This is a genomic window from Salinibius halmophilus, from assembly GCF_003577475.1.
Taxonomy (GTDB): domain Bacteria; phylum Pseudomonadota; class Gammaproteobacteria; order Pseudomonadales; family Natronospirillaceae; genus Salinibius; species Salinibius halmophilus.
This window is the reverse complement of sequence record NZ_QPEP01000012.1, coordinates 39779-60183: the sequence shown is the minus strand read 5'-3', so window position 1 is coordinate 60183 and position 20405 is coordinate 39779. Positions and strand designations below refer to the sequence as shown.

General features: G+C 48.8%; 22 protein-coding genes. 11 read left to right on the top strand and 11 right to left on the bottom strand.

Annotated elements, in window-relative coordinates; all coding sequences use genetic code 11:
* Positions 1-212: 212 nt before the first annotated feature.
* From glyQ to DUW71_RS13930, 3 genes are all read left to right on the top strand, one after another.
* Positions 213-1148 (top strand): glycine--tRNA ligase subunit alpha, encoded by a 936-nt coding sequence (glyQ, locus tag DUW71_RS13940; RefSeq protein WP_119395880.1) that lies wholly within the window; start codon positions 213-215, stop codon positions 1146-1148.
* Positions 1148-3214, top strand: a complete 2067-nt coding sequence (gene glyS / locus DUW71_RS13935; protein ID WP_119395879.1) for a glycine--tRNA ligase subunit beta — start codon at positions 1148-1150, stop codon at positions 3212-3214. The genes glyQ and glyS overlap by 1 nt, the downstream gene beginning before the upstream one ends.
* Positions 3215-3333: 119 nt before the next feature.
* Positions 3334-4809, top strand: coding sequence for a putative bifunctional diguanylate cyclase/phosphodiesterase (locus DUW71_RS13930; RefSeq protein ID WP_119395878.1), 1476 nt, complete (start codon positions 3334-3336; stop codon positions 4807-4809).
* Here DUW71_RS13930 and DUW71_RS13925 read toward each other — a convergent pair.
* The 11 genes from DUW71_RS13925 to DUW71_RS13875 all read right to left on the bottom strand — a co-directional run bounded on the left by DUW71_RS13925 (position 4801) and on the right by DUW71_RS13875 (position 13522).
* Positions 4801-5142 (bottom strand): hypothetical protein, encoded by a 342-nt coding sequence (locus DUW71_RS13925; RefSeq protein WP_119395877.1) that lies wholly within the window; start codon positions 5140-5142, stop codon positions 4801-4803. The two genes, DUW71_RS13930 and DUW71_RS13925, sit on opposite strands and share 9 nt — an antisense overlap.
* A gap of 88 nt (positions 5143-5230) precedes the next feature.
* Entirely contained in the window at positions 5231-5848 is a 618-nt protein-coding gene (locus DUW71_RS13920; RefSeq protein ID WP_119395876.1) for a 4'-phosphopantetheinyl transferase family protein, read from the bottom strand.
* Complete coding sequence (fabG, locus tag DUW71_RS13915; RefSeq protein WP_119395875.1) at positions 5835-6551, bottom strand: 3-oxoacyl-ACP reductase FabG; 717 nt, start codon at positions 6549-6551, stop codon at positions 5835-5837. The genes DUW71_RS13920 and fabG overlap by 14 nt, the downstream gene beginning before the upstream one ends.
* 1 nt (position 6552) lies before the next feature.
* Positions 6553-6972 carry an ApeP family dehydratase gene (locus tag DUW71_RS13910; RefSeq protein WP_119395874.1) on the bottom strand — a complete coding sequence of 140 codons (420 nt, stop codon included), beginning with the start codon at positions 6970-6972 and terminating at the stop codon, positions 6553-6555.
* A 3-nt stretch (positions 6973-6975) separates the two neighbouring features.
* Positions 6976-8154, bottom strand: coding sequence for a beta-ketoacyl-ACP synthase (locus DUW71_RS13905; RefSeq protein WP_119395873.1), 1179 nt, complete (start codon positions 8152-8154; stop codon positions 6976-6978).
* A gap of 55 nt (positions 8155-8209) precedes the next feature.
* Complete coding sequence (locus tag DUW71_RS13900; protein ID WP_119395872.1) at positions 8210-9775, bottom strand: HAL/PAL/TAL family ammonia-lyase; 1566 nt, start codon at positions 9773-9775, stop codon at positions 8210-8212.
* A gap of 24 nt (positions 9776-9799) precedes the next feature.
* Positions 9800-10132: an ApeI family dehydratase gene (locus DUW71_RS13895; RefSeq protein ID WP_119395871.1), complete on the bottom strand. Its 333-nt coding sequence runs from the start codon at positions 10130-10132 to the stop codon at positions 9800-9802.
* The gene (locus tag DUW71_RS13890) at positions 10129-11436 is read right to left on the bottom strand and encodes an AMP-binding protein (protein ID WP_119395870.1); all 1308 of its coding nucleotides are present in this window, start codon (positions 11434-11436) and stop codon (positions 10129-10131) included. Before DUW71_RS13890 ends, DUW71_RS13895 begins: the two co-directional genes overlap by 4 nt.
* Before the next feature lie 34 nt (positions 11437-11470).
* Positions 11471-11722, bottom strand: coding sequence for a phosphopantetheine-binding protein (locus DUW71_RS13885; protein ID WP_119395869.1), 252 nt, complete (start codon positions 11720-11722; stop codon positions 11471-11473).
* A gap of 29 nt (positions 11723-11751) precedes the next feature.
* Entirely contained in the window at positions 11752-12486 is a 735-nt protein-coding gene (locus DUW71_RS13880; protein WP_119395868.1) for a beta-ketoacyl synthase chain length factor, read from the bottom strand.
* Between the two features lie 481 nt (positions 12487-12967).
* Complete coding sequence (locus DUW71_RS13875) at positions 12968-13522, bottom strand: hypothetical protein (protein ID WP_119395867.1); 555 nt, start codon at positions 13520-13522, stop codon at positions 12968-12970.
* Between the two features lie 265 nt (positions 13523-13787).
* On the opposite strand from DUW71_RS13875, the gene DUW71_RS13870 reads away from it, so the two are divergent.
* The 8 genes from DUW71_RS13870 to DUW71_RS13835 all read left to right on the top strand — a co-directional run bounded on the left by DUW71_RS13870 (position 13788) and on the right by DUW71_RS13835 (position 20354).
* Positions 13788-14327 (top strand): hypothetical protein, encoded by a 540-nt coding sequence (locus DUW71_RS13870; RefSeq protein ID WP_119395866.1) that lies wholly within the window; start codon positions 13788-13790, stop codon positions 14325-14327.
* A gap of 75 nt (positions 14328-14402) precedes the next feature.
* Positions 14403-15386 (top strand): sensor histidine kinase, encoded by a 984-nt coding sequence (locus tag DUW71_RS13865; protein WP_119395865.1) that lies wholly within the window; start codon positions 14403-14405, stop codon positions 15384-15386.
* Positions 15367-16005 carry a LytR/AlgR family response regulator transcription factor gene (locus DUW71_RS13860; protein ID WP_119395864.1) on the top strand — a complete coding sequence of 213 codons (639 nt, stop codon included), beginning with the start codon at positions 15367-15369 and terminating at the stop codon, positions 16003-16005. The genes DUW71_RS13865 and DUW71_RS13860 overlap by 20 nt, the downstream gene beginning before the upstream one ends.
* Before the next feature lie 91 nt (positions 16006-16096).
* On the top strand, positions 16097-17491 hold the full coding sequence (argH, locus tag DUW71_RS13855) for an argininosuccinate lyase (protein WP_119395863.1): 1395 nt from the start codon (positions 16097-16099) through the stop codon (positions 17489-17491).
* A 1-nt stretch (position 17492) separates the two neighbouring features.
* Positions 17493-17606, top strand: a complete 114-nt coding sequence (gene lptM, locus DUW71_RS18105; RefSeq protein WP_119395862.1) for an LPS translocon maturation chaperone LptM — start codon at positions 17493-17495, stop codon at positions 17604-17606.
* Positions 17603-18850 carry a diaminopimelate decarboxylase gene (gene lysA / locus DUW71_RS13845; protein ID WP_119395861.1) on the top strand — a complete coding sequence of 416 codons (1248 nt, stop codon included), beginning with the start codon at positions 17603-17605 and terminating at the stop codon, positions 18848-18850. Before lptM ends, lysA begins: the two co-directional genes overlap by 4 nt.
* Entirely contained in the window at positions 18850-19692 is an 843-nt protein-coding gene (gene dapF / locus DUW71_RS13840) for a diaminopimelate epimerase (protein WP_119395860.1), read from the top strand. Before lysA ends, dapF begins: the two co-directional genes overlap by 1 nt.
* Entirely contained in the window at positions 19692-20354 is a 663-nt protein-coding gene (locus DUW71_RS13835) for a DUF484 family protein (protein ID WP_119395859.1), read from the top strand. The genes dapF and DUW71_RS13835 overlap by 1 nt, the downstream gene beginning before the upstream one ends.
* Positions 20355-20405: the final 51 nt, after the last annotated feature.

Genomic DNA, 20405 nt, shown 5'->3' with positions numbered 1-20405 from the left:
CCCCTATTTCAGCGGTCGAGTTATTTGGCTATTGCGAGACAGTCACCTGCAGGGATGCAGGTGTCGAGCCCCCATGGATGGGTTGCGCCGGGGTCGCGTGCGACCGTGTCGTGGCAATAGCTAATCAACTCGGCCAGCGAAAATCGGCGAGGTTTATCTGCATCACGATCGAGACCTGCTGATGAAATAGCCCTAAAAACTAAGTGAAAACTATGACTGCTGATGTAAAAACCTTTCAGGGCCTGATTCTTACGCTTCAGGAATATTGGGCCAAACAAGGCTGTGTAATTCTGCAACCACTAGATATGGAAGTGGGCGCGGGTACCTTCCACCCAGCTACGTTCCTGCGCTCAATCGGCCCAGAAACGTGGAACACAGCTTACGTGCAACCATCACGCCGCCCAACTGACGGTCGTTATGGTGAAAACCCGAACCGCCTGCAGCACTACTACCAGTTCCAGGTCATCATGAAGCCAAACCCTGACAACATTCAGGAACTTTACCTTGGCTCCTTAAAAGAAATGGGGATCGACCCAGAAGTACACGATATTCGTTTCGTAGAAGATAACTGGGAGTCACCAACACTGGGTGCTTGGGGTCTTGGTTGGGAAGTTTGGCTTAATGGCATGGAAGTCACCCAGTTTACCTACTTCCAGCAAGTGGGTGGCCTTGAGTGCTTCCCTGTTGCTGGCGAGATTACTTATGGTCTTGAGCGTATCGCCATGTACCTACAAGAAGTCGACAGTGTTTATGATCTTGTTTGGACCATCGGCCCAGACGGCACACCGGTGACTTACGGCGACGTTTTCCACCAAAACGAAGTGGAACAAAGTACTTATAACTTTGAACACGCCGACACAGACTTCTTGTTCAGCGCGTTTGATCAGTACGAAAAAGACTGTGCACGTTTGATCGAAGAAAAGCTGCCGCTTCCTGCCTACGAGCAAGTATTAAAAGCCAGCCACACGTTCAACTTGTTAGATGCGCGCCAAGCGATCTCGGTTACTGAGCGTCAGCGTTTTATTTTGCGCGTTCGTACGTTGGCTCGCCAAGTAGCAGAAACTTATTTTGAAGCTCGTAAAGCATTGGGCTTCCCGCAGGCGCCTGAAGCGCTGCGCAAATTGTATTTAGAAGACGAGGTGAAATAATGTCGGCTGCAGATTTTTTAGTTGAACTAGGTACCGAAGAACTGCCGCCAACTGCCTTGTTAGGTCTAAGCGAAGCCTTTGAAGCTGGCATTGTCTCGCAGCTTAAAGACGCCAACATTGAGTTTGGCGCAGTAAAAGCCTTTGCTTCACCACGTCGCTTGGCAGTGCAAATCTCTGACCTTGCCCTAGCACAGCCAGATGAAGCATTTGAGCGCAAAGGCCCAGCGAAAAAAGCCGCCTTTGACGACGACGGCAATCCAACCAAAGCTCTGCAAGGCTTCTTGCGCGGTTGTGGTGGCAGCGTTGAAGACTTGTCTGAAATGGAAACGCCAAAGGGTACTTGGTTAGTTTATAAAGGCGTGCAAAAAGGCAAACCGACAGCTGAGTTGTTACCTGAGTTTGTAAGTGAAGCGCTCAACAAACTACCTATCCCTAAGCGCATGCGCTCTGGTGCGTCACGCTCAGAGTTTGTTCGCCCAGTGAAATGGTTAGTCATGCTACTTGGTAGCGAAGTGGTAGACGCAGAAGTGCTGAACCTAAAAGCTGGCAATGTAACACGCGGCCACCGTATCCATGGGGTTGGCGACATTACCCTAAACAGCCCAGCTGAATACGCCGAGCGTTTGAAAACCGAAGGTTATGTATTGGCTGACTTCGCCGAGCGTCGTGAACTGATTCGCCAAGGTGTTGAAAAAATCGCTGGCGAAGTAAACGGCACAGCGGTCATCGACCCTGACCTACTAGACGAAGTGACAGCTCTAAATGAATGGCCAATGCCATTGATCGGTAACTTCGGTGAAGAGTTCTTGGACGTACCAGCCGAAGCCTTAGTTAGCTCAATGAAAGAGCACCAGAAGTACTTCCACGTTGTTGATGGCAACGGCAAACTACTACCGAACTTCATCACGGTTGCCAACATTGAGTCAAAAGATCCGGCACAAGTTGTATCGGGCAACGAGAAGGTAATTCGCCCTCGTCTGGCCGATGCTAAATTCTTCTGGGACACCGACCGCAAGCAAAAACTAGAAAGCCGTTTCGAAAAACTAGAAACCGTGACGTTCCAAAAAGACTTGGGTTCGGTTGCTGACAAAGCTCGTCGCATCTCAGCACTGGCAAGCAATATCGCGGGCCAAATTGGCGGTGATGAAACCATGGTGGCGCGTGCTGCACACCTAGCTAAGTGCGACCTTGTGACGAACATGGTATTTGAGTTCACTGATCTGCAAGGTCTAGCTGGTCGCTATTACGCTGAGAACGATGGCGAAGCGGCAGAAGTTGCAACAGCGATTGAAGAGCAGTACCTACCTAAGTTTGCTGGTGACGTACTGCCACAAACCAAAACTGGTCAGGCCATTGCCCTAGCCGATCGTATCGACACCTTGGTTGGTATTTTTGGTATTGGTCAGCCACCAAGCGGTACTAAAGATCCATTCGCACTGCGCCGTTCGTCGGTTGGTGTATTGCGCATCATCCAAGAAGGTGGCCTAGATTTAGATTTGCGCCAACTGCTAACCGTTGCTGCCGAGCAGCACCCAGCACTTAAAGTTGATGACGTAGTTGAGCAAGTATTGAGCTACATGCTAGATCGTCTAAGCGCGGTTTATGGCGAGCAAGACATCAAGCCTGAGATCTTCCAAGCCGTACGTGCTCGTGGCGTAAGCAAGCCACTAGACATCGACCGTCGCGTTAAAGCGGTCGCTGAGTTTGCTAAGTTAGACGCCGCTGCAGCATTGGCAGCAGCGAACAAGCGTGTTAGCAACATTTTGGCTAAACAAGGCATTAGCGAAACGGGTGCTGTTGCCGAGGCTAAGTTTGTGCAAGACGAAGAGCGTACCTTGTGGACTGCGGTACAGGCACAACAAGCCAAGGTTGCACCTCTGGTTGCGGCAGGCGACTACCAAGGCTCGCTAGCGAGCCTAGCTGACCTGCGTGAGCCTGTAGATGCTTTCTTCGACAACGTCATGGTAATGGCCGACGACGAAGCAGTACGCGCCAACCGCCTAGCTTTGCTTGGCAACCTACGCGACTTGTTCTTGCAAACTGCCGACTTGGCTGTGCTAGGTTAAACCGCACTTAAAGTGTAAACAGTTAAAGGGAGCTTGCGCTCCCTTTTTTATTGCACTTTTTACGTAGTGAAACAAAATCACTGCTAGACTTTTCAGGCAATTCCTGAAGAGGTCAAGGCATGCAGCGCACAGCGCAACTGGCACTTAGAATTACGCTTATCTACACGGTATTCGGTTTGCTCTGGATTACCCTGTCTGATCGAGTGCTTAATAGCCTGATCAATGATCCAGACTTATTGGCTTCCGCCCAACTGATAAAAGGCTGGGGATTTATCGGCCTAACCGCGTTGTTGCTCTACTTTCTATCCGTCCGCGCGTTAACAACATACCAGCAAGCCTTTGAGTCAGATCCATTAACTAAACTGCTTAGGCATGACAGATTTAAGCTACTGCTGTCGCAGCAACTTCAGCACCTCTCGCCTGATCAATCATACGTGTTAGTGTATTTCGACATCGACCACTTTAGCGAAATTAATAAAACGGTTGGCCATGATAAAGCAGATATCATCATTCAACGCCTCGCCAAGCACTTGCGCAGCCGTTTTGCCATAGAGGCATTACTCGCTAGGCTTGCAGTGGATCAGTTTGCTGTCGCGTCTGTTGCTGATCACGGCGAACAAAAGGTTGAGCAAGTTTACGAGCGCATTATGTCGATACTACAGCAGCTATCAATAGAATCTGGCTGCGAGTTGAAAGCAACCTATGGTGTCGCGCTAGCACCGCAAGATGCCAAACATGCAAAAGGGTTAATGTGGTCGGCATCCGAAGCATTACGCCTAGGCAAACAGAGGAATCGCACTCAGATAAACTTCTTCAATCCGGATTTGTCTGCCCAGCAAATGCAGGCGATTAAACTATCTCGCGATCTGCGTTTTGCGCTAGAAAATGAACAGCTCACACTCGCTTATCAGCCTCAATTTAATATGCACAAACAAGTGACTGGCGTTGAAGTGCTTGTACGCTGGCACCACCCCGAGGAAGGGCCAATATCGCCTGCATTATTTGTGCCGTTGGCCGAGCACTACGGACTCATTGATAAACTTACCAGCTTTGTTATCCGCCAAAGCTATAGCGAGTTAACCCCCTTTCTTGGTCGCCAGCTAAGCCGCGTATCGGTGAACACATCAGCAGCAGAAATAAACAATGCCGCCTTGATCGACAAGCTTGAACACGTAGTGAGCTCTTTGCCCGACTATAGTCAGTATTTACAGCTGGAGGTAACCGAAACTGCCGCGCTAGAGAATCTTGAGTTTGCTCGCAGTCAAATGGTGCGCTTGGGGCGCTTGGGGCTGCGCTTTTCACTGGACGACTTTGGAACCGGTTACTCGTCACTGTCGATGATCAAGGAACTGCCTTTGCATGAGCTGAAAATAGATCGCTCATTTATTAGTAGCATGCTCAACGAACATGGCGCGCGTACCATAGTTGAGTCGGTTATTAATATAGCTAAGGGCTACAAGCTTGTTGTAGTGGCGGAAGGGGTAGAGCATGAAGAGGAGTTCGCGCTATTGGCATCACTAGGCTGTAGCGAGGTACAAGGCTATTTACTTGCCAAGCCAATGCCTATTGATGCACTACAACAACTACTAACCTGAACGCCTGCGATCACCTGTTTTGCGTTGCTCCGCCTGAGCCAACCAATCTAGCTCCTGCAAAGCTTGCAGCAACTTCATCAACTCCTGGGTATCGGCTGCTTGAGTTCGTGGTTCAAACAAACTCAGTGAATGACGTCCAAGCCAAGCTAAATAAACGGTTGAATCTTGGCTTTGTTGCACAACAAATTTGCGCAACGCTTGCGCGACAGAGCGCCAACGCTCCTCATCGAAAGGGGATGCCACCAAACTTTGATGGTATTCATCAATTAGTTCTGAGATAGACAATGGAGACATGTCTTTTCCTTTATGCAAACGCCATGGAAGCAGGGTCATTGAGCGCTCCTTATCATCAGATACCCTGTTAGCATACTGCAAGAGCGCGCATTAATGGTTAGGCTTCAGGTTCATGCTTTGTAATGGCTTAACCAAGTTCTGCTTGCACATGCCACTGGTTTACTTCTGGCGCGCAAGCCGACAGCTGCCAATCATTATGCCAAGTCTGACTGTACAGATCATGACTGTCGCGCCAGCTATGCCAATTAATATCACATCGAGCAAGTTCTCTAGCGAGTGTACTACCCTTTTGTTTCACTATCGCTTCTTTCAGCGTCCATAGTTCACTAAGTGATACCAAGCCTTGCCGAAACGCTTGCTGCTCTGCTTGCGAAAACCAGCGCAAATGCTTTGTTTTCATTCGATCAATACGCTCAATATCAATACCAATCTCATGATTAGACACTGCTAATACTACCCACTCTTTTGTGTGGCTAAGTGAGATGAATAGCGGGCTGGCTAATAGAAAAGGCTTACCGTGGTCGTTGCGAGTCATGCGAACATCTTCAAGCTGCCAATGCTGAATCAGCCAGTGATACATCCAATAGCGACTTATTAAGAACTGCTGCTTAACCGATTCACGAGACAACGAACAATAGCGTTTTGCATCATAGTCAGGCCAAACGCTAAGCAGCCATTGCTGCTGCGCAGCGGTAATTTGCTGCGCGCGTGCAATGTGTATATATGCGTGGTTAAACGCCACCATCTACGCGAATGACCTCGCGAGTTACATAAGACGATTTATCAGACATTAAGAAGTTTACCACACCAGCCACTTCCTCTGGCTGCCCCATGCGTGCCATAGGGATTTCGTTTAGCAACTGCTGTGGAATATCGCCAGCGGCAGTCATTGCTGTTTCAATAAGGCCAGGCGCAACAACGTTAGCGGTAATTTTGCGCTTCGCAACTTCTTGCGCCAGTGCCTTGGTTGCACCAATTAAACCAGCTTTGGCAGCGCTATAGTTCACCTGCCCTGCATTGCCTTCAATACCTGCCAATGAAGAGATGGTTACGATGCGGCCACCCTTGCGTGAGCGAATCATTGGCATCAGTACCGGGTAAACTACGTTATAAAAGCTGTCTAAGTTAGTGCGCAGCACTTTATCCCAATCGGTGGCTTCCATACCGGCAAATAGACCATCTTCGCGGATACCGGCATTGGCTACCACACCATAGAATGGGCCATTTTCTTCAATGTCGCGGGCAATCACTTCAGCACATTGCGCCCGATCAGAAACATCGAACTGAAGAATTTGGCCGTCGACGCCAGCGGCGTCCAGCGCTGCCTGTGCGCCAGCTTGGTCGCTATGATAATGCGCCGTCACTGCGTAACCATCGCGCGCTAAATCTGTTGCAATCGCAGCACCAATCCCCTTGCTGGCGCCAGTCACTAATACACGTTTTTTCATCTTATTCTGCCGTTTGAATTACGCTTAACATGGCCGAGGCAGTAAATGATGGGCCCTCTACCTGGCACTTAAATAATTTCATTGCACCCTCATCCGAGAGTGCCTCACTGGTGACATTCAGCGTTTCGCCAAACTTCATATAACTATGATTTGCTTTAAATCGCTTAACCGCCAACAGCATGCCCCCCTTAACACCACCCGCACCTGTCTGCTTGTCGAGATAACTAGTCTGTGCAGCAATAGCTTGCGCCATAATTTCGCTGGCCACCCAAGCTGGTACACCACTATCATCGGCAAAAATATGGTCGGGCTCGATCTTGGCGATCACAGTGATTTGGTCGTCTAGCACAGCGATATCATGCACCAGTTGCATCGGCGCACGATGGGGCAGTAGGTCATCCATATCCCAGTTTTGCTGCATGGTTTAGCTCACCTTACCAATAACGATTGACGCATTTGAACCACCAAAAGCAAACGAGTTGCTCATCATATACGGCGAGCGAATCGGCGTTGGTTCTGCCACTAGGTTGATATCATGCAACTCTGGGTCTTTCTCACCATCATACAAATGTGGTGGGATCAATTGCTTGCTAATATCCGCTTGCAACATCAATACACACAAGCCGAGTTCCTGTGCCGATGCAGCACCCAGAGTGTGACCAATGAGCCCCTTAGTTGAGCTTGCCGGAGTCTCCGGCCCAAGAACCTCATACACCGCTTTTGCTTCCATAATGTCGTTCTTTGGCGTACCCGTACCGTGCAAGTTGATATAGGCGATATCAGACCCTTTTAGGCCTGCCATATCCAATGCTTGTTGCATGGCGATTTTCGCACCAACAGCTTCTGGGTCTGGCGATGAAATATGGTACGCATCAGATGATTCGCCCACACCCATTAACTGAATGTCAGCAGGCTCGCGGCTTAGCAACATCAGGCTTGCACCTTCGCCTAGGTTGATGCCAACGCGGTTCTTACTAAACGGCACCGAAATATTTGGGTCAACCGACTCTAGCGCGTCAAAACCATTAATGGTCATCTTACACAGCGAATCTGCACCACCAACAATCACTGCATCGTACATCTCGTGGTCGAGATAGCGCTTAGCAGCAATCATCGCCTTACCAGAAGACGTGCAGGCGGTAGAAACGGTATAACAAATGCCTTTCACGCCGGTGACTTGTTGCAGAAACTCAGCACCACCATTGGTTTCTTCTTTGACAAAGTCATATTCGGGAGGCAGACCAGTTGTACTGTTAATCTGCTCTCGCATTTCTTCGCCGTCGCCCGTACCGGATGTCGTAGTGCCTAATACAATGGCGACACGCTCGGCACCGTACTTAGCGATTGCTGCGTCAACAAGGTCTTTGATTTCTAGGTAGGCGGTATACAACATTTGGTTGTTGCGGCAGCGATAGCGCGATAGGTGCTCAGGCACATCCGCTAGTTCACCCACCACTTCGCACACTGTGGCTGCGCGCTGAGAAATCAAAGGCTCAATGCGCTTATGCCCAAGACCCTGATTGCGATTAAACTGAGCAAAGACCGCTTCTCGGTTATTGCCCAAAGCATTATTAATGCCGATACCTTGAATATATACAGCCATAGCCTTTACACCTCAAACTAGGCGAGGGACCCCCTCGCCTTTTGTGACACACTGATTAAGCAGTTTGCGCTTCTGCTTGCGTTGCACGCTCTGTGTACAAATCGAACTCTTGCGTTTGAATGCGGCGAATCATAGCGCGCAGTTCATGCTCAAGAGGGCGGTCTTCAGTGAGTAGCTCAAAGTGTTCGCTGATGGTCTCAACAAACTTTTTAACGCCTGGCGTCAGGTTGTCCCAAGACAACTCACCCTGCTCAATACGCAGACGAATACCTTGGTTTGTGGCGAACAATAGCGCTGCCTGCACTTGCTCTGTTAGCTGAAGAATACGCATGCAGTCACGTGCCGCGATGGTACCCATAGATACTTTATCTTGGTTGTGACATTCAGTTGAACGAGAGAACACAGACGCCGGCATAGTATGCTTAAGCGCTTCTGCAGTCCAAGCAGACACACCAATCTGAGTCGCTTTAAAGCCGTGGTTGATTTGCTTACGGCCATCTTTAGCACCAGACAAGTTTGGCGGCAGACCATTGTTGAACTTCACATCCATCAACAATGCCATCTGACGGTCTAGTAGGTCAGCAACGTTAGCAATCAATGTTTTCATTGAATCCATCACGAACGCAATGTGACCACCGTAGAAGTGACCGCCGTGCAGAACGCGCTCACCATCAACGTCGATAAGCGGGTTGTCGTTTGCCGAGTTCAATTCGTTTTCGATTGTTTGGCGGAACAATGGCATCGCATCAGCCAACACACCAATGATGTGTGGTGCACAACGAACTGAGTAACGGTCTTGTAGACGGTCAGAGTTCTTCTGCTTCAATTCATGCTCTAGGTCGCCACGGATCCATTCAGCAATCTGCTGCTGGCCGGCGTGCGGCTTAGCTTTGAACAGGTGCTCATCAAAGTGGAAGCTATTACCTTTCAGCGCGATAGACGCCAAAGAAGTTGTACGCGTTGCCAGTTCAATTAAATACTCAGCACGCTTGTATGCTAGACACGCTACACCAGTCATCGCTGCTGTACCGTTCATCATTGCTAGGCCTTCTTTCGGGCGTAGTTTGATTGGTGCGCGGTTGTGTAATTCTAGTGCTTGCGCAGCGCTGATCTTTTCACCTTTGTGGTAAACATCACGCTCACCAATTAGGTTCGCTGCAACGTAAGAAAGCGGCGTTAGGTCACCTGATGCACCCACTGAACCTTCTTCAGGAATCACTGAAGTGATGTCGTTATTTAGGTAGAACTCAAGCTGCTCTAAAAGCGCTGGGCTCACACCAGAGAAACCTTTGCAAAGCGATACTAAACGCGTTGCCATGATGGCACGGCCAGCTTCACGGTCGAAGTAGGCACCTAAACCACAGCCGTGGAAACGCGTTAGGTGAACCGGTAGTTCCGGTACAAGCTCACGCGGCACGCCGCGGGTTACCGAGTCGCCGTAACCTGTCGTCACGCCATAGATAACGCCGTCTTCTTCAAGCAAGCTGTCCAAGAATTCCATGCCCTTTTTGATTCGGCCTTGGAATGCAGGATCCTTGCTTAGTTCAATTTTCTCGTTGTTCAACGCAACATTGGTTACGTCTTCAATCGTGATGTGATTTGATCCAATGGTGATCGCCATTAGAAGTTCCTTCTATGTTAATGATTAACAGACAGTTACCGTACCGGCGCTATACGTGTTAGCGTCGTCAAAGTATTCAAATTGCAGTTTTTTACCCAGATGTTTGATTCGCAAACTGATCTCGGCTTCTGGAAGAATTGGCTGCATAAACTTCACTTGTGGCAGACCAGTAAACTCGCCTACCTGTAGCTCACTTGCAAAAGCAACCGCCCAATGCACCTGGGTTACGCCAGGTAAAATTGGATTGCCGTCGAAATGGCCATTAAAAAACTTACAGTCGCTTGGCACCCTTAAGCGCCACTGCGCGGTATCTTCTGCAAGCTGCTCACGAGCAATAACAATAGGCGTATCACTCATGCTGTCACCTCCTCGAATAGCGCACGCAACTGGTCATAAGCCACCTTGCCTTGCGCATTGATTGGTAATTCGTCGACAAATCGCCAGCGCCTTGGCACCGCTATTCGCTCTACATGGTCTGCTAGCAAGGCTCGAATAGCGCTAGTCTTCATCGGCAAAGTCGATTCATTGCCGGCAATGACTACCCCTAGCTGCTTGCGGCCAGACACATCAATATCTATCACCTTTAGTGGCAATCCATTAACTGCTTCACCAATTAATCGTTCCACTTGCGTGATCGAAATGCGCTTTTCTTCAAGCTTGATAATGCGGTCCACTCTGCCCTTGAGCATGAATTGGCCAATTTGGTTAAGCTCAATTAAGTCATCCCCTTGCTGCCAGGTATCGGCGCCACAATAAGGTGACATTAACAGGATCCGCTGGTCGGCATCGGCTTGCACCCTAACTTGTGGCAAGGGTGTCCACCATTGATTACCATTGCGTTGTTGGCGCAGGGCAATCCCACCGGTTTCAGTACTTCCAAACACTTCGAATGGATAGTGACTTAAAATATTGTGACTACTGACAGCTGCGTCATAACTTAGCGGCCCACCAGATGAAAACACTGCACTCACGTTCACATTTGGCAAGTCGACATCATCCATACGACTAAGCAATGCTGGGCTCGTTATAAATATGAGGCGCTTACCATCTGGCAATGCCTCAGGGAATCGGATTTGTTGGCGAAGGAATGGGCGCTGATCATAGAGCGACCAAAATACCTTAAACAGCAAACCATAAAGATGCTGATGGGATACCGACGCCGCAGCAACCGTATCCTGAGCAACCTCGGCAAACACTTCCGTCAAGTCACTTACTTCTGCATGGATGTGCGCTAAAGGCTTGATGATACATTTTGGCAAACCAGTAGAGCCGGAAGTAAACAACACTAATGTTTGCTCCGGTGTTAGCTCTGGCATCTGCCAAGTACTGTCACCGGCGCTAGGTTGCAACAATGCACCACCGCATGCCGAAACAAGACCTGCATCATCTGTAAGCACTTGCTGATATTCAGCAGACAAGTCACGCAAAGTGCCTAACAAGTTGTTTGGCAACAGCACAGGCGTTTTACCCACGGCCAATGTCGCCAATAGCGCTACCAAAAATTCATAGGTGTCATCAAAGCACAAGGCGATTCGATCACCTTCCACTTCCTGCAACCAAGAAATCTGTGCAGCAATATAACTTTGCGTTTCAGGCCAAAACGTTGGTGTGCCGTCCAATAGCGACTCGCACACCTGATATTGGCTGGAGAATTTAAACATCCTAGTTCCCAGCTTAAGTTTCCTTGGGGCGCAATTAAGCGCGACGTGATTCGATGAACTGAGCCAAGGCTGTAACAGACGCGAAGTGCGTATCTGTGTCTTCACCTTTCAACTCAACGCCATATGATTTTTTGATCGCCACACCAATTTCTAGTGCGTCAATTGAATCTAGGCCCAAACCCTCGTCAAAAAGCGGGTCTTCGTTGCCGATTTCATCTGCACTAACATCTTCAAGATTCAGTGTTTCGATGATTAGGTCTTTAACTTCTGCGATTAGCTTTTCCATTTTAATGTCCCTACAAGGATGTTTTGATGTTAAACGGCTTGCCATGCGACAAGAGAATTTTGCCCTGGCGTTACCAAAGAATCTGTTGGTGAAGCTAGCCACCAACGTAGAAACTGTAGCGTCTCCGGCAACTCGAAATCATTCGCTTCGCCTTCGGCGTTAAGCTGCACCGATAAGTTAGGGTTATCTCGACTTACCATCATTGCCAACGCATAGGTCGCACTGGTTTCACCGCAATCCTTATCGATGTTCAGTGCTGGTTGCAGCATTTCGTCAAACGCGACCACCATTACTTTGGCATTTGGGTGATCGGCTAGGTATGCATGCGACTCAAGCAGCGCGGTTGACAGGGTTTGTTTCCCAGCAGCAATAGACGTTGTTGGCTTGCGGCACTTGCGGAAAATACTGAACAATCCCGCCGACGTATTGTGCACTGACTGTGAAAAGATGGTTGGCGAAATAGGCTCGCGGTACAGTACATTTTCGGCCAGCGTTGCTTTTTGCGTGGCCTCGCCATGGCGTGAACTAAACACACCGTAGTCCATTTCATCAACGGGAAATTCATCATTTAGCGCCGCATCAATCACCATTTTCGACACAGGTGTCATGCGTCGGCGCGTTCCCATAGGTGCAGCCTTGCCTTTCGGCTTACTTAAAGATGCCTTTAAATCCGGTTTGGTAAATAGATCAGCCGTTAGGTCAGCGTCTTCATCGACCCAAGGGGCTCGGAATGTTAGATGGTCGATCCTAAGATCCAATTTCATATGGCTTCCTTTTACTCTGTCACTACTAAGTTGTCAGCATCAACCTTCGAGCATCCCTTGCGAGAGTTGATTCAAATACGTGCCCACTAAATACCTGAGCGCAATAGCTAGTCGCTAAGGTACCTATAAAATGTTTCAGAAAATTGCACGTAGACTAAAAAAACCATCGGCGCAAGTCACTAGGATTTTTAGCGCAGTCATAGTACCAAAGGAAAAAGAAAAGTAAATTATATTTACGATACCTTTAAAATACCAATACTAATATAAAAGGCAATAAGAGTAGAACAAAAAGCACTATCGAAGTTCATTGACCTGTAAATTAGGCGAGCCAAGTGACCGAAAACGTTCCCAATACCAATCTAAAACCCAACAGTTTCATTAAGCATCAAGTTTCAGAAAAATATCTCTCTCGACATAACAGCGTTAGACGAACTATCAAAAAAAACCCGCTCATATTACGGGCTTTAAAATACCTAAAAAATTATCGTGCCGAAGCCGCCAATAGCTGGCGTATTTGACGCTCATTTATTGCCATACAGGCAATTTCTTTAACGCCTTCTTGGTTAGTCGTCATCGTTGCCTGAGGAAAGTGCATTAACACGGCGTTGATCGCGACCATATTGATACGAGAGTCAGTTACTGTGAAAGATATACTTTCACTCGCCTGCGGCGTGATATCAATGGCGACAGCATTGCGGTAGTAGTTAGACAAACTTTGCACTCGACCAGCAACATCACCCGACGACTCGGCCAAGGCTTCCAACTCCTCGATATCACTGCGAAACTGCCCTAACAACTCTGGGCTAGCGGTAACAATTACCTTATTGGTGCCAAACACTTCAGATACAATACAGCATTGCTGAGTCAACAAAGACTTCCATTGCGAAGGTATCAATGCGTCCGTTTCAAGCATGTAGGTGTGAACGGACCCCCGGCTCTGCTCCAACGACTCATCAATTAGAAAACGCACATCGGCACGCACTGCAGATGTGGCAAACAAAAAAGCTAGAGTAATAACTGAGGTTACCCGCTTCATAGACTACTCCCTGAGATCATTACGGCAAAATTACCAACCAATTGCTCAATTGCCTACTCACTCAAAGGGTAGTTTTTTTACTTTTGGTCACTTCTAACACTGGTAGATTCAATTTTACACAACTTATAGTCAAATATATGACAATAATATGTCGCTCATACCCTTGTATCGCTTGTCATTAAATGTTCATAGGCTTTTGCTAGCGACCACTGCAAAAGCGACTAACTTTAAGACTACACCTAGAAAGCAATTTGGGAGTGAATGTATGGGCCGATCACTCGCTCGCTTAACACTGTTAATCCTCGTTCTGGCAACCTCTTCAGGCAGCTTTGCCATGTTGTGCCAAGGGCCATTCAACACTTCCCAGCGCAACGACCTCTATATTTGCACCTTCACTGAACCCTTGGCCCGTTCAACGAGCGCCATGCTGAAACCCTACTTAGCAAAAGATAGATACTTAACGGTTAGCTTCGACGGTCACTGGCTCATTGTACAAGCGACCGCAACAGAGTTTAGCGACATCAGCCTAGTGCTTAATCAGTTAGAGGGTGCGCATGAAGAGCATTACCAGTCAATCATCGAAACCTTTTTGCGCCAGCCCGATCCAGTACAAAGAACCTACTACATAGATCCAAGGTATGGCGTAGCCATATTCACCGCCATCAGGCCACTCATCAGCCAACATGGCTACCTCACTTATGGGGAAGGCGTACTTACCGTAACAGACCTTATGGATACGCATGTCACACTTGAGATACTTATCGCGCAACTAGAACTTGTTTACCAGTTTGCCGAGCCGAACTAGCAGATAACAAATCGCCATATTGAAACTACCTAGCATTGCGGCATGATAGCGTTGAAGTGAAACAGGAAAGCCGGATTGCAGCAGTCTCTACTTTTAAACGCCAAACAGAGCAAGGTCGTGCTCATCGCTATTATTGCCGGTGAGCTGCTTGCACTTGTGCTGACTTTAATCATAAGCGGCCTGCATTGGGACATGTTTGCCGTGCTGTCATTTGTCATTCAATGGCACATCTTGCTAACGCTAGCAGGTGTGGCACCACTGCAACCATTGCTAAAGACCTTAGCATTGCCTGTGCAAGCCATTTTAGTATGGCTAATAAGCATACTGAGCGCATTGGCAATCCAGCTATTTAGTATTGCCATTGAGTTCCAGCCTTTTTCTAGTGCAACCTTTGGTGCGGCAATTATTATCAGCGCCGCAACAAGCTACTCGCTGTATCAACATAAGCACGCGACAAGGCTGACTCAGCTCGCAGCAAAAGCGCAGGCACAGGCACTCAGCGCCAGAATCAACCCACATTTTCTGTTTAATACCCTCAACTCTATAGCGAGCCTAGCTGCAACGAAAAGTACAAAAACCGAAGAAGCAGTATTAGCACTGGCCGAGATGTTTCGGGCTAGCCTTAAACAAGACAATGCAACGCATTCATTTAATGATGAGCTAGCACTCATCGAAGACTATATATTTCTTGAACAACTGCGTTTAGGTGAACGACTAACCTTTACCTGCGACGTCCAGCAGCAACCTAAATTGGATGTTCCCGTGATGCTGCTGCAACCTCTGGTTGAAAATGCCGTTAAACATGGCATTGCCCCCCTAACAAATGGGGGCGAGGTTCGACTTACCATTAAATCGGAAGCTGACTACTGGCGCATTAGCGTTCAAAACCCAGTTCATGATGGCAGTAAAACAGGCGGGCTAGGCATTGCGCTGCCGATCACCGAAGCACGCTTGAAGCTGGCTTTTGGCGAAGAAAGCCGCGTAATAAGAAGTGTCCACAACAATGCTTACCTAGTTAGTTTAATCATAAGGAAAAACAATGCAGATCGTGATTCTTGATGATGAGCCACTTGCTAGTAGCCGCTTAGCCGAGATGGTGACAACCATGGGCCACCAAGCAATCGTTGCTGCCAACGCAGAGGACGCCAAATCACATTGCGAAACAGCAGACGTAGCGCTGATTGATATAGAGATGCCTGGCATTAACGGCTTGCAGCTTTCTAACCAGTTAGCCTGCCCGGTGATCTTTTGCACGGCCCATGAGCAATATGCCCTCGACGCATTTAACCAAGGGGCACTGCATTATTTAACCAAACCAATAAGGCAACACCGCCTGCAAGAAGCACTAGCGCGTGTGCCCGTAACGCAAGACGTACTGCGATTACCTAGTATTGGTGGCATCTGGCAGCTTGCTTGGCAAAACGTGCTCTATGCCTACGCCCAAAATAAGCAAACATTTGTGGTCAGCAAAAGTGGTGAAAAGCCGATGAACTGCTCGCTACAAGAATTAGAAGCGCTACACGCCAACAAATGGTTAAGAATCAGCCGATCCACTTTAATCAACCCGCAACAAGTGCTCGAGTTTAGTGGTGATCGCATCATACTGGCACACCAGAACATCCAGTTAAGCGTCAGTCGCAGACAGCGGGCAGTGGTCACTGCTAGCCTTAGACCCTGATACGCCCCGACATTTCTTACAGTCAACGACATTTGCAAATAATTGTCGTAAAATGCGCGGCATTCTTAGCTTACAACAATAGGTTCACATCATGGCAGAACAGACCAATGTCCAGTGGGGCGGCCGGTTTAGCGAAGCGACCGACGAATTCGTGCAAGCATTTACCGCGTCAATCCAGTTCGATCAACGTTTGTACGCCCACGACATTCAAGGTTCGATTGCACACGCGACCATGCTTAACAAAGTTGGTGTCTTAACCGACGATGAAGCCAAACAAATTGTGGATGGTTTAAATGCAGTAAAAGCTGACATCGAAGCTGGCAACATGCAGTGGTCGATCGCGCTAGAAGACGTGCACATGAACGTTGAAAAAGCGCTCACCGATAAAATTGGCGTCGTAGGCAAAAAACTGCACACTGGCCGTTCGCGTAACGACCAAATCGCTACCGACATTCGTTTGTACCTACGTGATGAAATCGACGCCATTTGCGCTGAGATCACTCGCCTGCAGCAAGGTACAATTGGCCTTGCGAAAGCTGAATACGACACCATTATGCCAGGTTTCACCCACTTGCAAACCGCACAGCCGGTAACTTTTGGCCATCATTTACTGGCATGGAATGAAATGCTCGAGCGTGACTTCCAACGCCTTCAAGATTGCCGCAAGCGAGTAAACCAAATGCCACTGGGTGCTGCTGCACTAGCGGGTACAACCTTCCCTATTGATCGTGCAATAACTGCCGAGCTATTGGGCTTCGAAGCGCCAACAGAAAACTCGCTAGATTCGGTGTCTGACCGTGACTTTGCCATCGAATTCACCAGTGCGGCTAGCTTGATCATGATGCACCTGTCGCGCATGAGTGAAGAGCTTGTGCTTTGGACATCGGCACAGTTCGACTTTATCGAACTACCTGATCGTTTCTGCACCGGTTCAAGCATTATGCCGCAGAAGAAAAATCCAGACGTCCCTGAGCTAGTACGTGGCAAAACCGGCCGCGTTTATGGGCACCTAACTAGCTTACTAACTTTGATGAAGAGCCAGCCACTGGCCTACAACAAAGACAACCAAGAAGACAAAGAACCATTGTTCGACACCATCGACACCTTGCGTGGCAGCTTGCGTGCGTTTGCTGACATGGTGCCGGCCATCATCGCCAAAAAAGGCCCAATGCGCGATGCCGCCCTAAAAGGCTACGCCACGGCGACCGACCTTGCTGACTACCTAGTGGTAAAAGGTCTGCCGTTCCGTGACGCGCACGAAGTGGTTGGTAAGTCAGTGGCTTATGCGATCGACAAAGGCGTTGATCTAAGTGAACTAGACTTGGCTGAGCTGCAGCAATTTGATGACCGCATCGCAGAAGATGTCTTCGAAGTGTTAACGCTAGAAGGTTCTGTCGCAGCCCGTGATCACTTTGGTGGCACAGCACCAAAGCAGGTACTTGCCGCAGTTGCCCGCGCTGAGGCACGCATTGCTGCCAGACACTAAGATGAAAAGAATATTAATCATACTAGCAGCCACTTTGCTGCTAGGCGCCTGCGGGCAAAAAGGGCCACTAGAAATGCCAGTGGCTGAGCCTGAGGTTGTAGAGGTTTCACAATGACAGTTTTTACTCAACAAAATGGCCAGCTCTTTTGTGAGCAGGTTGCCCTAGCCGATGTCCAGCAACAGTATGGCTCACCAACCTATGTGTATTCACGTAAAGCCATTACTGAAGCGTTCGAAGCCTACAAAGCAGGCCTAGGCAACCACCCTGGGCTAATTTGTTATGCCGTTAAAGCAAACTCTAATATAGCGGTACTACAAGTACTGGCTGAGTTAGGCGCTGGCTTCGATATCGTTTCACAAGGTGAACTTGAACGTGTACTAGCCGCCGGTGGCGACGCCAGCAAAGTCGTATTCTCTGGTGTGGCAAAACGACCACAAGAGATGCGCCGTGCGCTTGAGGTTGGCATTCACTGCTTTAACGTTGAATCACGGGCTGAGCTTGAAGTATTAGCAGCCGTGGCCGCTGAAGAAGGCAAGGTTGCACCTGTTTCACTGCGGGTGAACCCAGATGTTGATGCCAAAACCCACCCTTATATCTCGACTGGTTTAAAAGAGAACAAGTTTGGTGTGGATATCGACGAAGCCATTGAGCACTACAAGTGGGCAGCAGCACAAGCAAGCCTAAAAGTAGTGGGGGTTGATTGCCACATTGGCTCGCAGCTAACCGAAGCCCAGCCATTCTTCGACGCGCAAGCGCGCGTATTGAACTTGGTTGATACCTTGGCAGAAAACGGCATTGAACTGGAACACGTCGACATGGGCGGCGGTATTGGTGTGCGCTATGAAAATGACGACACCCCACCGAACATCACTGAGTCGGTTCAACAAATGATTGCCAACCTTGGCGAGCGCAAGCTTGGCTTATTGCTTGAGCCGGGTCGTTCAATTGTTGCTAATGCCGGTGCATTATTGACCGAAGTGATTTACTTAAAATCAACAGAAGCCCATAACTTTGCCATTGTAGATGCGGCGATGAACGACATGATTCGCCCGGCGCTCTATCAAGCTTGGATGGAAATTTTGCCAGTCCAAGCAGCAAAAGTTGCAGCCAAAGAGTACGACGTGGTTGGGCCAGTGTGCGAGACTGGCGACTTCTTAGGTAAAAAACGCACACTCGCCATTGAACAAGGTTCTGTACTAGCCATGTTAAGCGCTGGCGCCTACGGCTTTGTTATGGCTTCTAACTACAATACTCGTGGCCGTGCTGCCGAAGTAATGGTAGACGGAGCGCAAGTGCACTTAATTCGCGAGCGTGAAACAGTTGAGTCACTATTCGCCGGTGAACATAGGTTAGGTTAATGCCACTTTATTTCAGCAAAATGCATGGCTTGGGTAACGACTTCATGGTCATAGATGCCGTGCGTCAAGAAGTTACCCTAACTAAGCAAGAAATTAAGCGCTGGGGAGATCGCAATTTTGGCATCGGTTTTGACCAACTGCTAATAGTTGAACCGCCATCGCGCCCCGATGTTGATTTTCGCTATCGTATCTTTAACCAAGACGGTGGCGAGGTAGAGCAATGCGGCAATGGCGCTCGCTGTTTTGCTCGTTTTGTATTCGACAAAGGCCTAACTGGCAAACAAGTCATTACCGTTGAAACAGCCGGTGGCGTGATTGAACTACGCCTACGCGATGATGGCCAAGTAACCGTAGATATGGGGCGCCCACGCTTAACCCCTGGCGACGTGCCCTTTATTGCCGACGAGCAAGAAACAATCTACCACATTGACCCCGGTGAAGGCTGGGGCCCAGTTGAAATTGGCGCAGTGTCGATGGGCAATCCTCATGCGGTCATGAAAGTTGAAGACGTAGTTGCCGCACCCGTGCATGAACTTGGCGCGGTACTAGAAAAGCATGACCAGTTCCCTGCCCGTGTTAACGTTGGCTTTTTACAAGTTATGAATCGCCGTCAAGCCAGACTGCGAGTATTTGAACGCGGCGTTGGTGAAACACTCGCTTGTGGCACTGGTGCTTGCGCAGCAATGGTAGTCGCCCATCTAAACGACTGGGTCGATGAAGAGCTAGAAATAGAGTTGCCAGGCGGCAAACTTCATTTAAGCTGGAACGGCCATGGCTCAGTAATGATGACGGGCCCGGCTGAGTTTGTTTTCGACGGCATATTATCGCAAGAAGGAAAATAATGGACGCGCAACAAGTAGTAGAGTTCTTAACTGCTCACCCTGAATTCTTTAACGAGCAGACAGAGCTGCTAGAATCATTGCGGCTTCGCCACCCTACTACGGGAGAGGCGATCTCACTACTTGAGCGTCAGAACTTGCTGCTACGCGATCAACTCAACCAATCTCAGGATGTCCTGGAAGAGCTGATTCGTAATGCCAAGCGCAACGACAGACTATTTAAACAAGTGCGCAACCTGACACTGGCGATCATTCCAACCCAGTCGATGACCGACATGGCCTATCACGTGACGAACCGCCTAGTGAGCGACTTTGAAGTACACTATGCTTGTATACTCTGGCTGGCTGATGATAGTGAGTCATTAGCAATCAGACCAGTAGATCGACTTCCAGACCTGCCGGGGTGGGACCACAAACAAGCCCTCTGTGGACCGGTCGCTACGCCGTCACTCGCCAACCTTTGCCAAGTCGCCTTTGGCACTCAAGCAGACATTGGCAGTGTTGCAGCTGCACCTATCTGGCAGCAAAGCAACTTGCTTGGCATGCTAGTGCTCGCCAATCAATCTGCCGACCACTTCGTCAATAGCATGGACACCCTATTTTTAAACCATGTTGCTAATCTAATCGCGAGCAAATACCAAGCATTAAACAACCATACCCGCTAGGTTTTTAGTGCAACTGAAATTAACCTGCTAGGCTTTCAGCATGGGCAAAAT

Bases quoted from the DNA above. Each gene is read 5' to 3' on its own strand.
- DUW71_RS13860 (WP_119395864.1), top strand. From the start codon at position 15,367: ATGCAGATCGTGATTCTTGATGATGAGCCACTTGCTAGTAGCCGCTTA.
- DUW71_RS13930 (WP_119395878.1), top strand. From the start codon at position 3,334: ATGCAGCGCACAGCGCAACTGGCACTTAGAATTACGCTTATCTACACG.
- DUW71_RS13905 (WP_119395873.1), bottom strand. From the start codon at position 8,154: ATGGCTGTATATATTCAAGGTATCGGCATTAATAATGCTTTGGGCAAT.
- lptM (WP_119395862.1), top strand. From the start codon at position 17,493: ATGAAAAGAATATTAATCATACTAGCAGCCACTTTGCTGCTAGGCGCC.
- DUW71_RS13890 (WP_119395870.1), bottom strand. From the start codon at position 11,436: ATGTTTAAATTCTCCAGCCAATATCAGGTGTGCGAGTCGCTATTGGAC.
- glyS (WP_119395879.1), top strand. From the start codon at position 1,148: ATGTCGGCTGCAGATTTTTTAGTTGAACTAGGTACCGAAGAACTGCCG.
- fabG (WP_119395875.1), bottom strand. From the start codon at position 6,551: ATGAAAAAACGTGTATTAGTGACTGGCGCCAGCAAGGGGATTGGTGCT.
- dapF (WP_119395860.1), top strand. From the start codon at position 18,850: ATGCCACTTTATTTCAGCAAAATGCATGGCTTGGGTAACGACTTCATG.
- DUW71_RS13920 (WP_119395876.1), bottom strand. From the start codon at position 5,848: ATGGTGGCGTTTAACCACGCATATATACACATTGCACGCGCGCAGCAA.
- glyQ (WP_119395880.1), top strand. From the start codon at position 213: ATGACTGCTGATGTAAAAACCTTTCAGGGCCTGATTCTTACGCTTCAG.
- DUW71_RS13875 (WP_119395867.1), bottom strand. From the start codon at position 13,522: ATGAAGCGGGTAACCTCAGTTATTACTCTAGCTTTTTTGTTTGCCACA.
- DUW71_RS13895 (WP_119395871.1), bottom strand. From the start codon at position 10,132: ATGAGTGATACGCCTATTGTTATTGCTCGTGAGCAGCTTGCAGAAGAT.
- argH (WP_119395863.1), top strand. From the start codon at position 16,097: ATGGCAGAACAGACCAATGTCCAGTGGGGCGGCCGGTTTAGCGAAGCG.
- DUW71_RS13885 (WP_119395869.1), bottom strand. From the start codon at position 11,722: ATGGAAAAGCTAATCGCAGAAGTTAAAGACCTAATCATCGAAACACTG.
- DUW71_RS13880 (WP_119395868.1), bottom strand. From the start codon at position 12,486: ATGAAATTGGATCTTAGGATCGACCATCTAACATTCCGAGCCCCTTGG.
- DUW71_RS13835 (WP_119395859.1), top strand. From the start codon at position 19,692: ATGGACGCGCAACAAGTAGTAGAGTTCTTAACTGCTCACCCTGAATTC.
- DUW71_RS13925 (WP_119395877.1), bottom strand. From the start codon at position 5,142: ATGACCCTGCTTCCATGGCGTTTGCATAAAGGAAAAGACATGTCTCCA.
- DUW71_RS13900 (WP_119395872.1), bottom strand. From the start codon at position 9,775: ATGGCGATCACCATTGGATCAAATCACATCACGATTGAAGACGTAACC.
- lysA (WP_119395861.1), top strand. From the start codon at position 17,603: ATGACAGTTTTTACTCAACAAAATGGCCAGCTCTTTTGTGAGCAGGTT.
- DUW71_RS13910 (WP_119395874.1), bottom strand. From the start codon at position 6,972: ATGCAGCAAAACTGGGATATGGATGACCTACTGCCCCATCGTGCGCCG.
- DUW71_RS13870 (WP_119395866.1), top strand. From the start codon at position 13,788: ATGGGCCGATCACTCGCTCGCTTAACACTGTTAATCCTCGTTCTGGCA.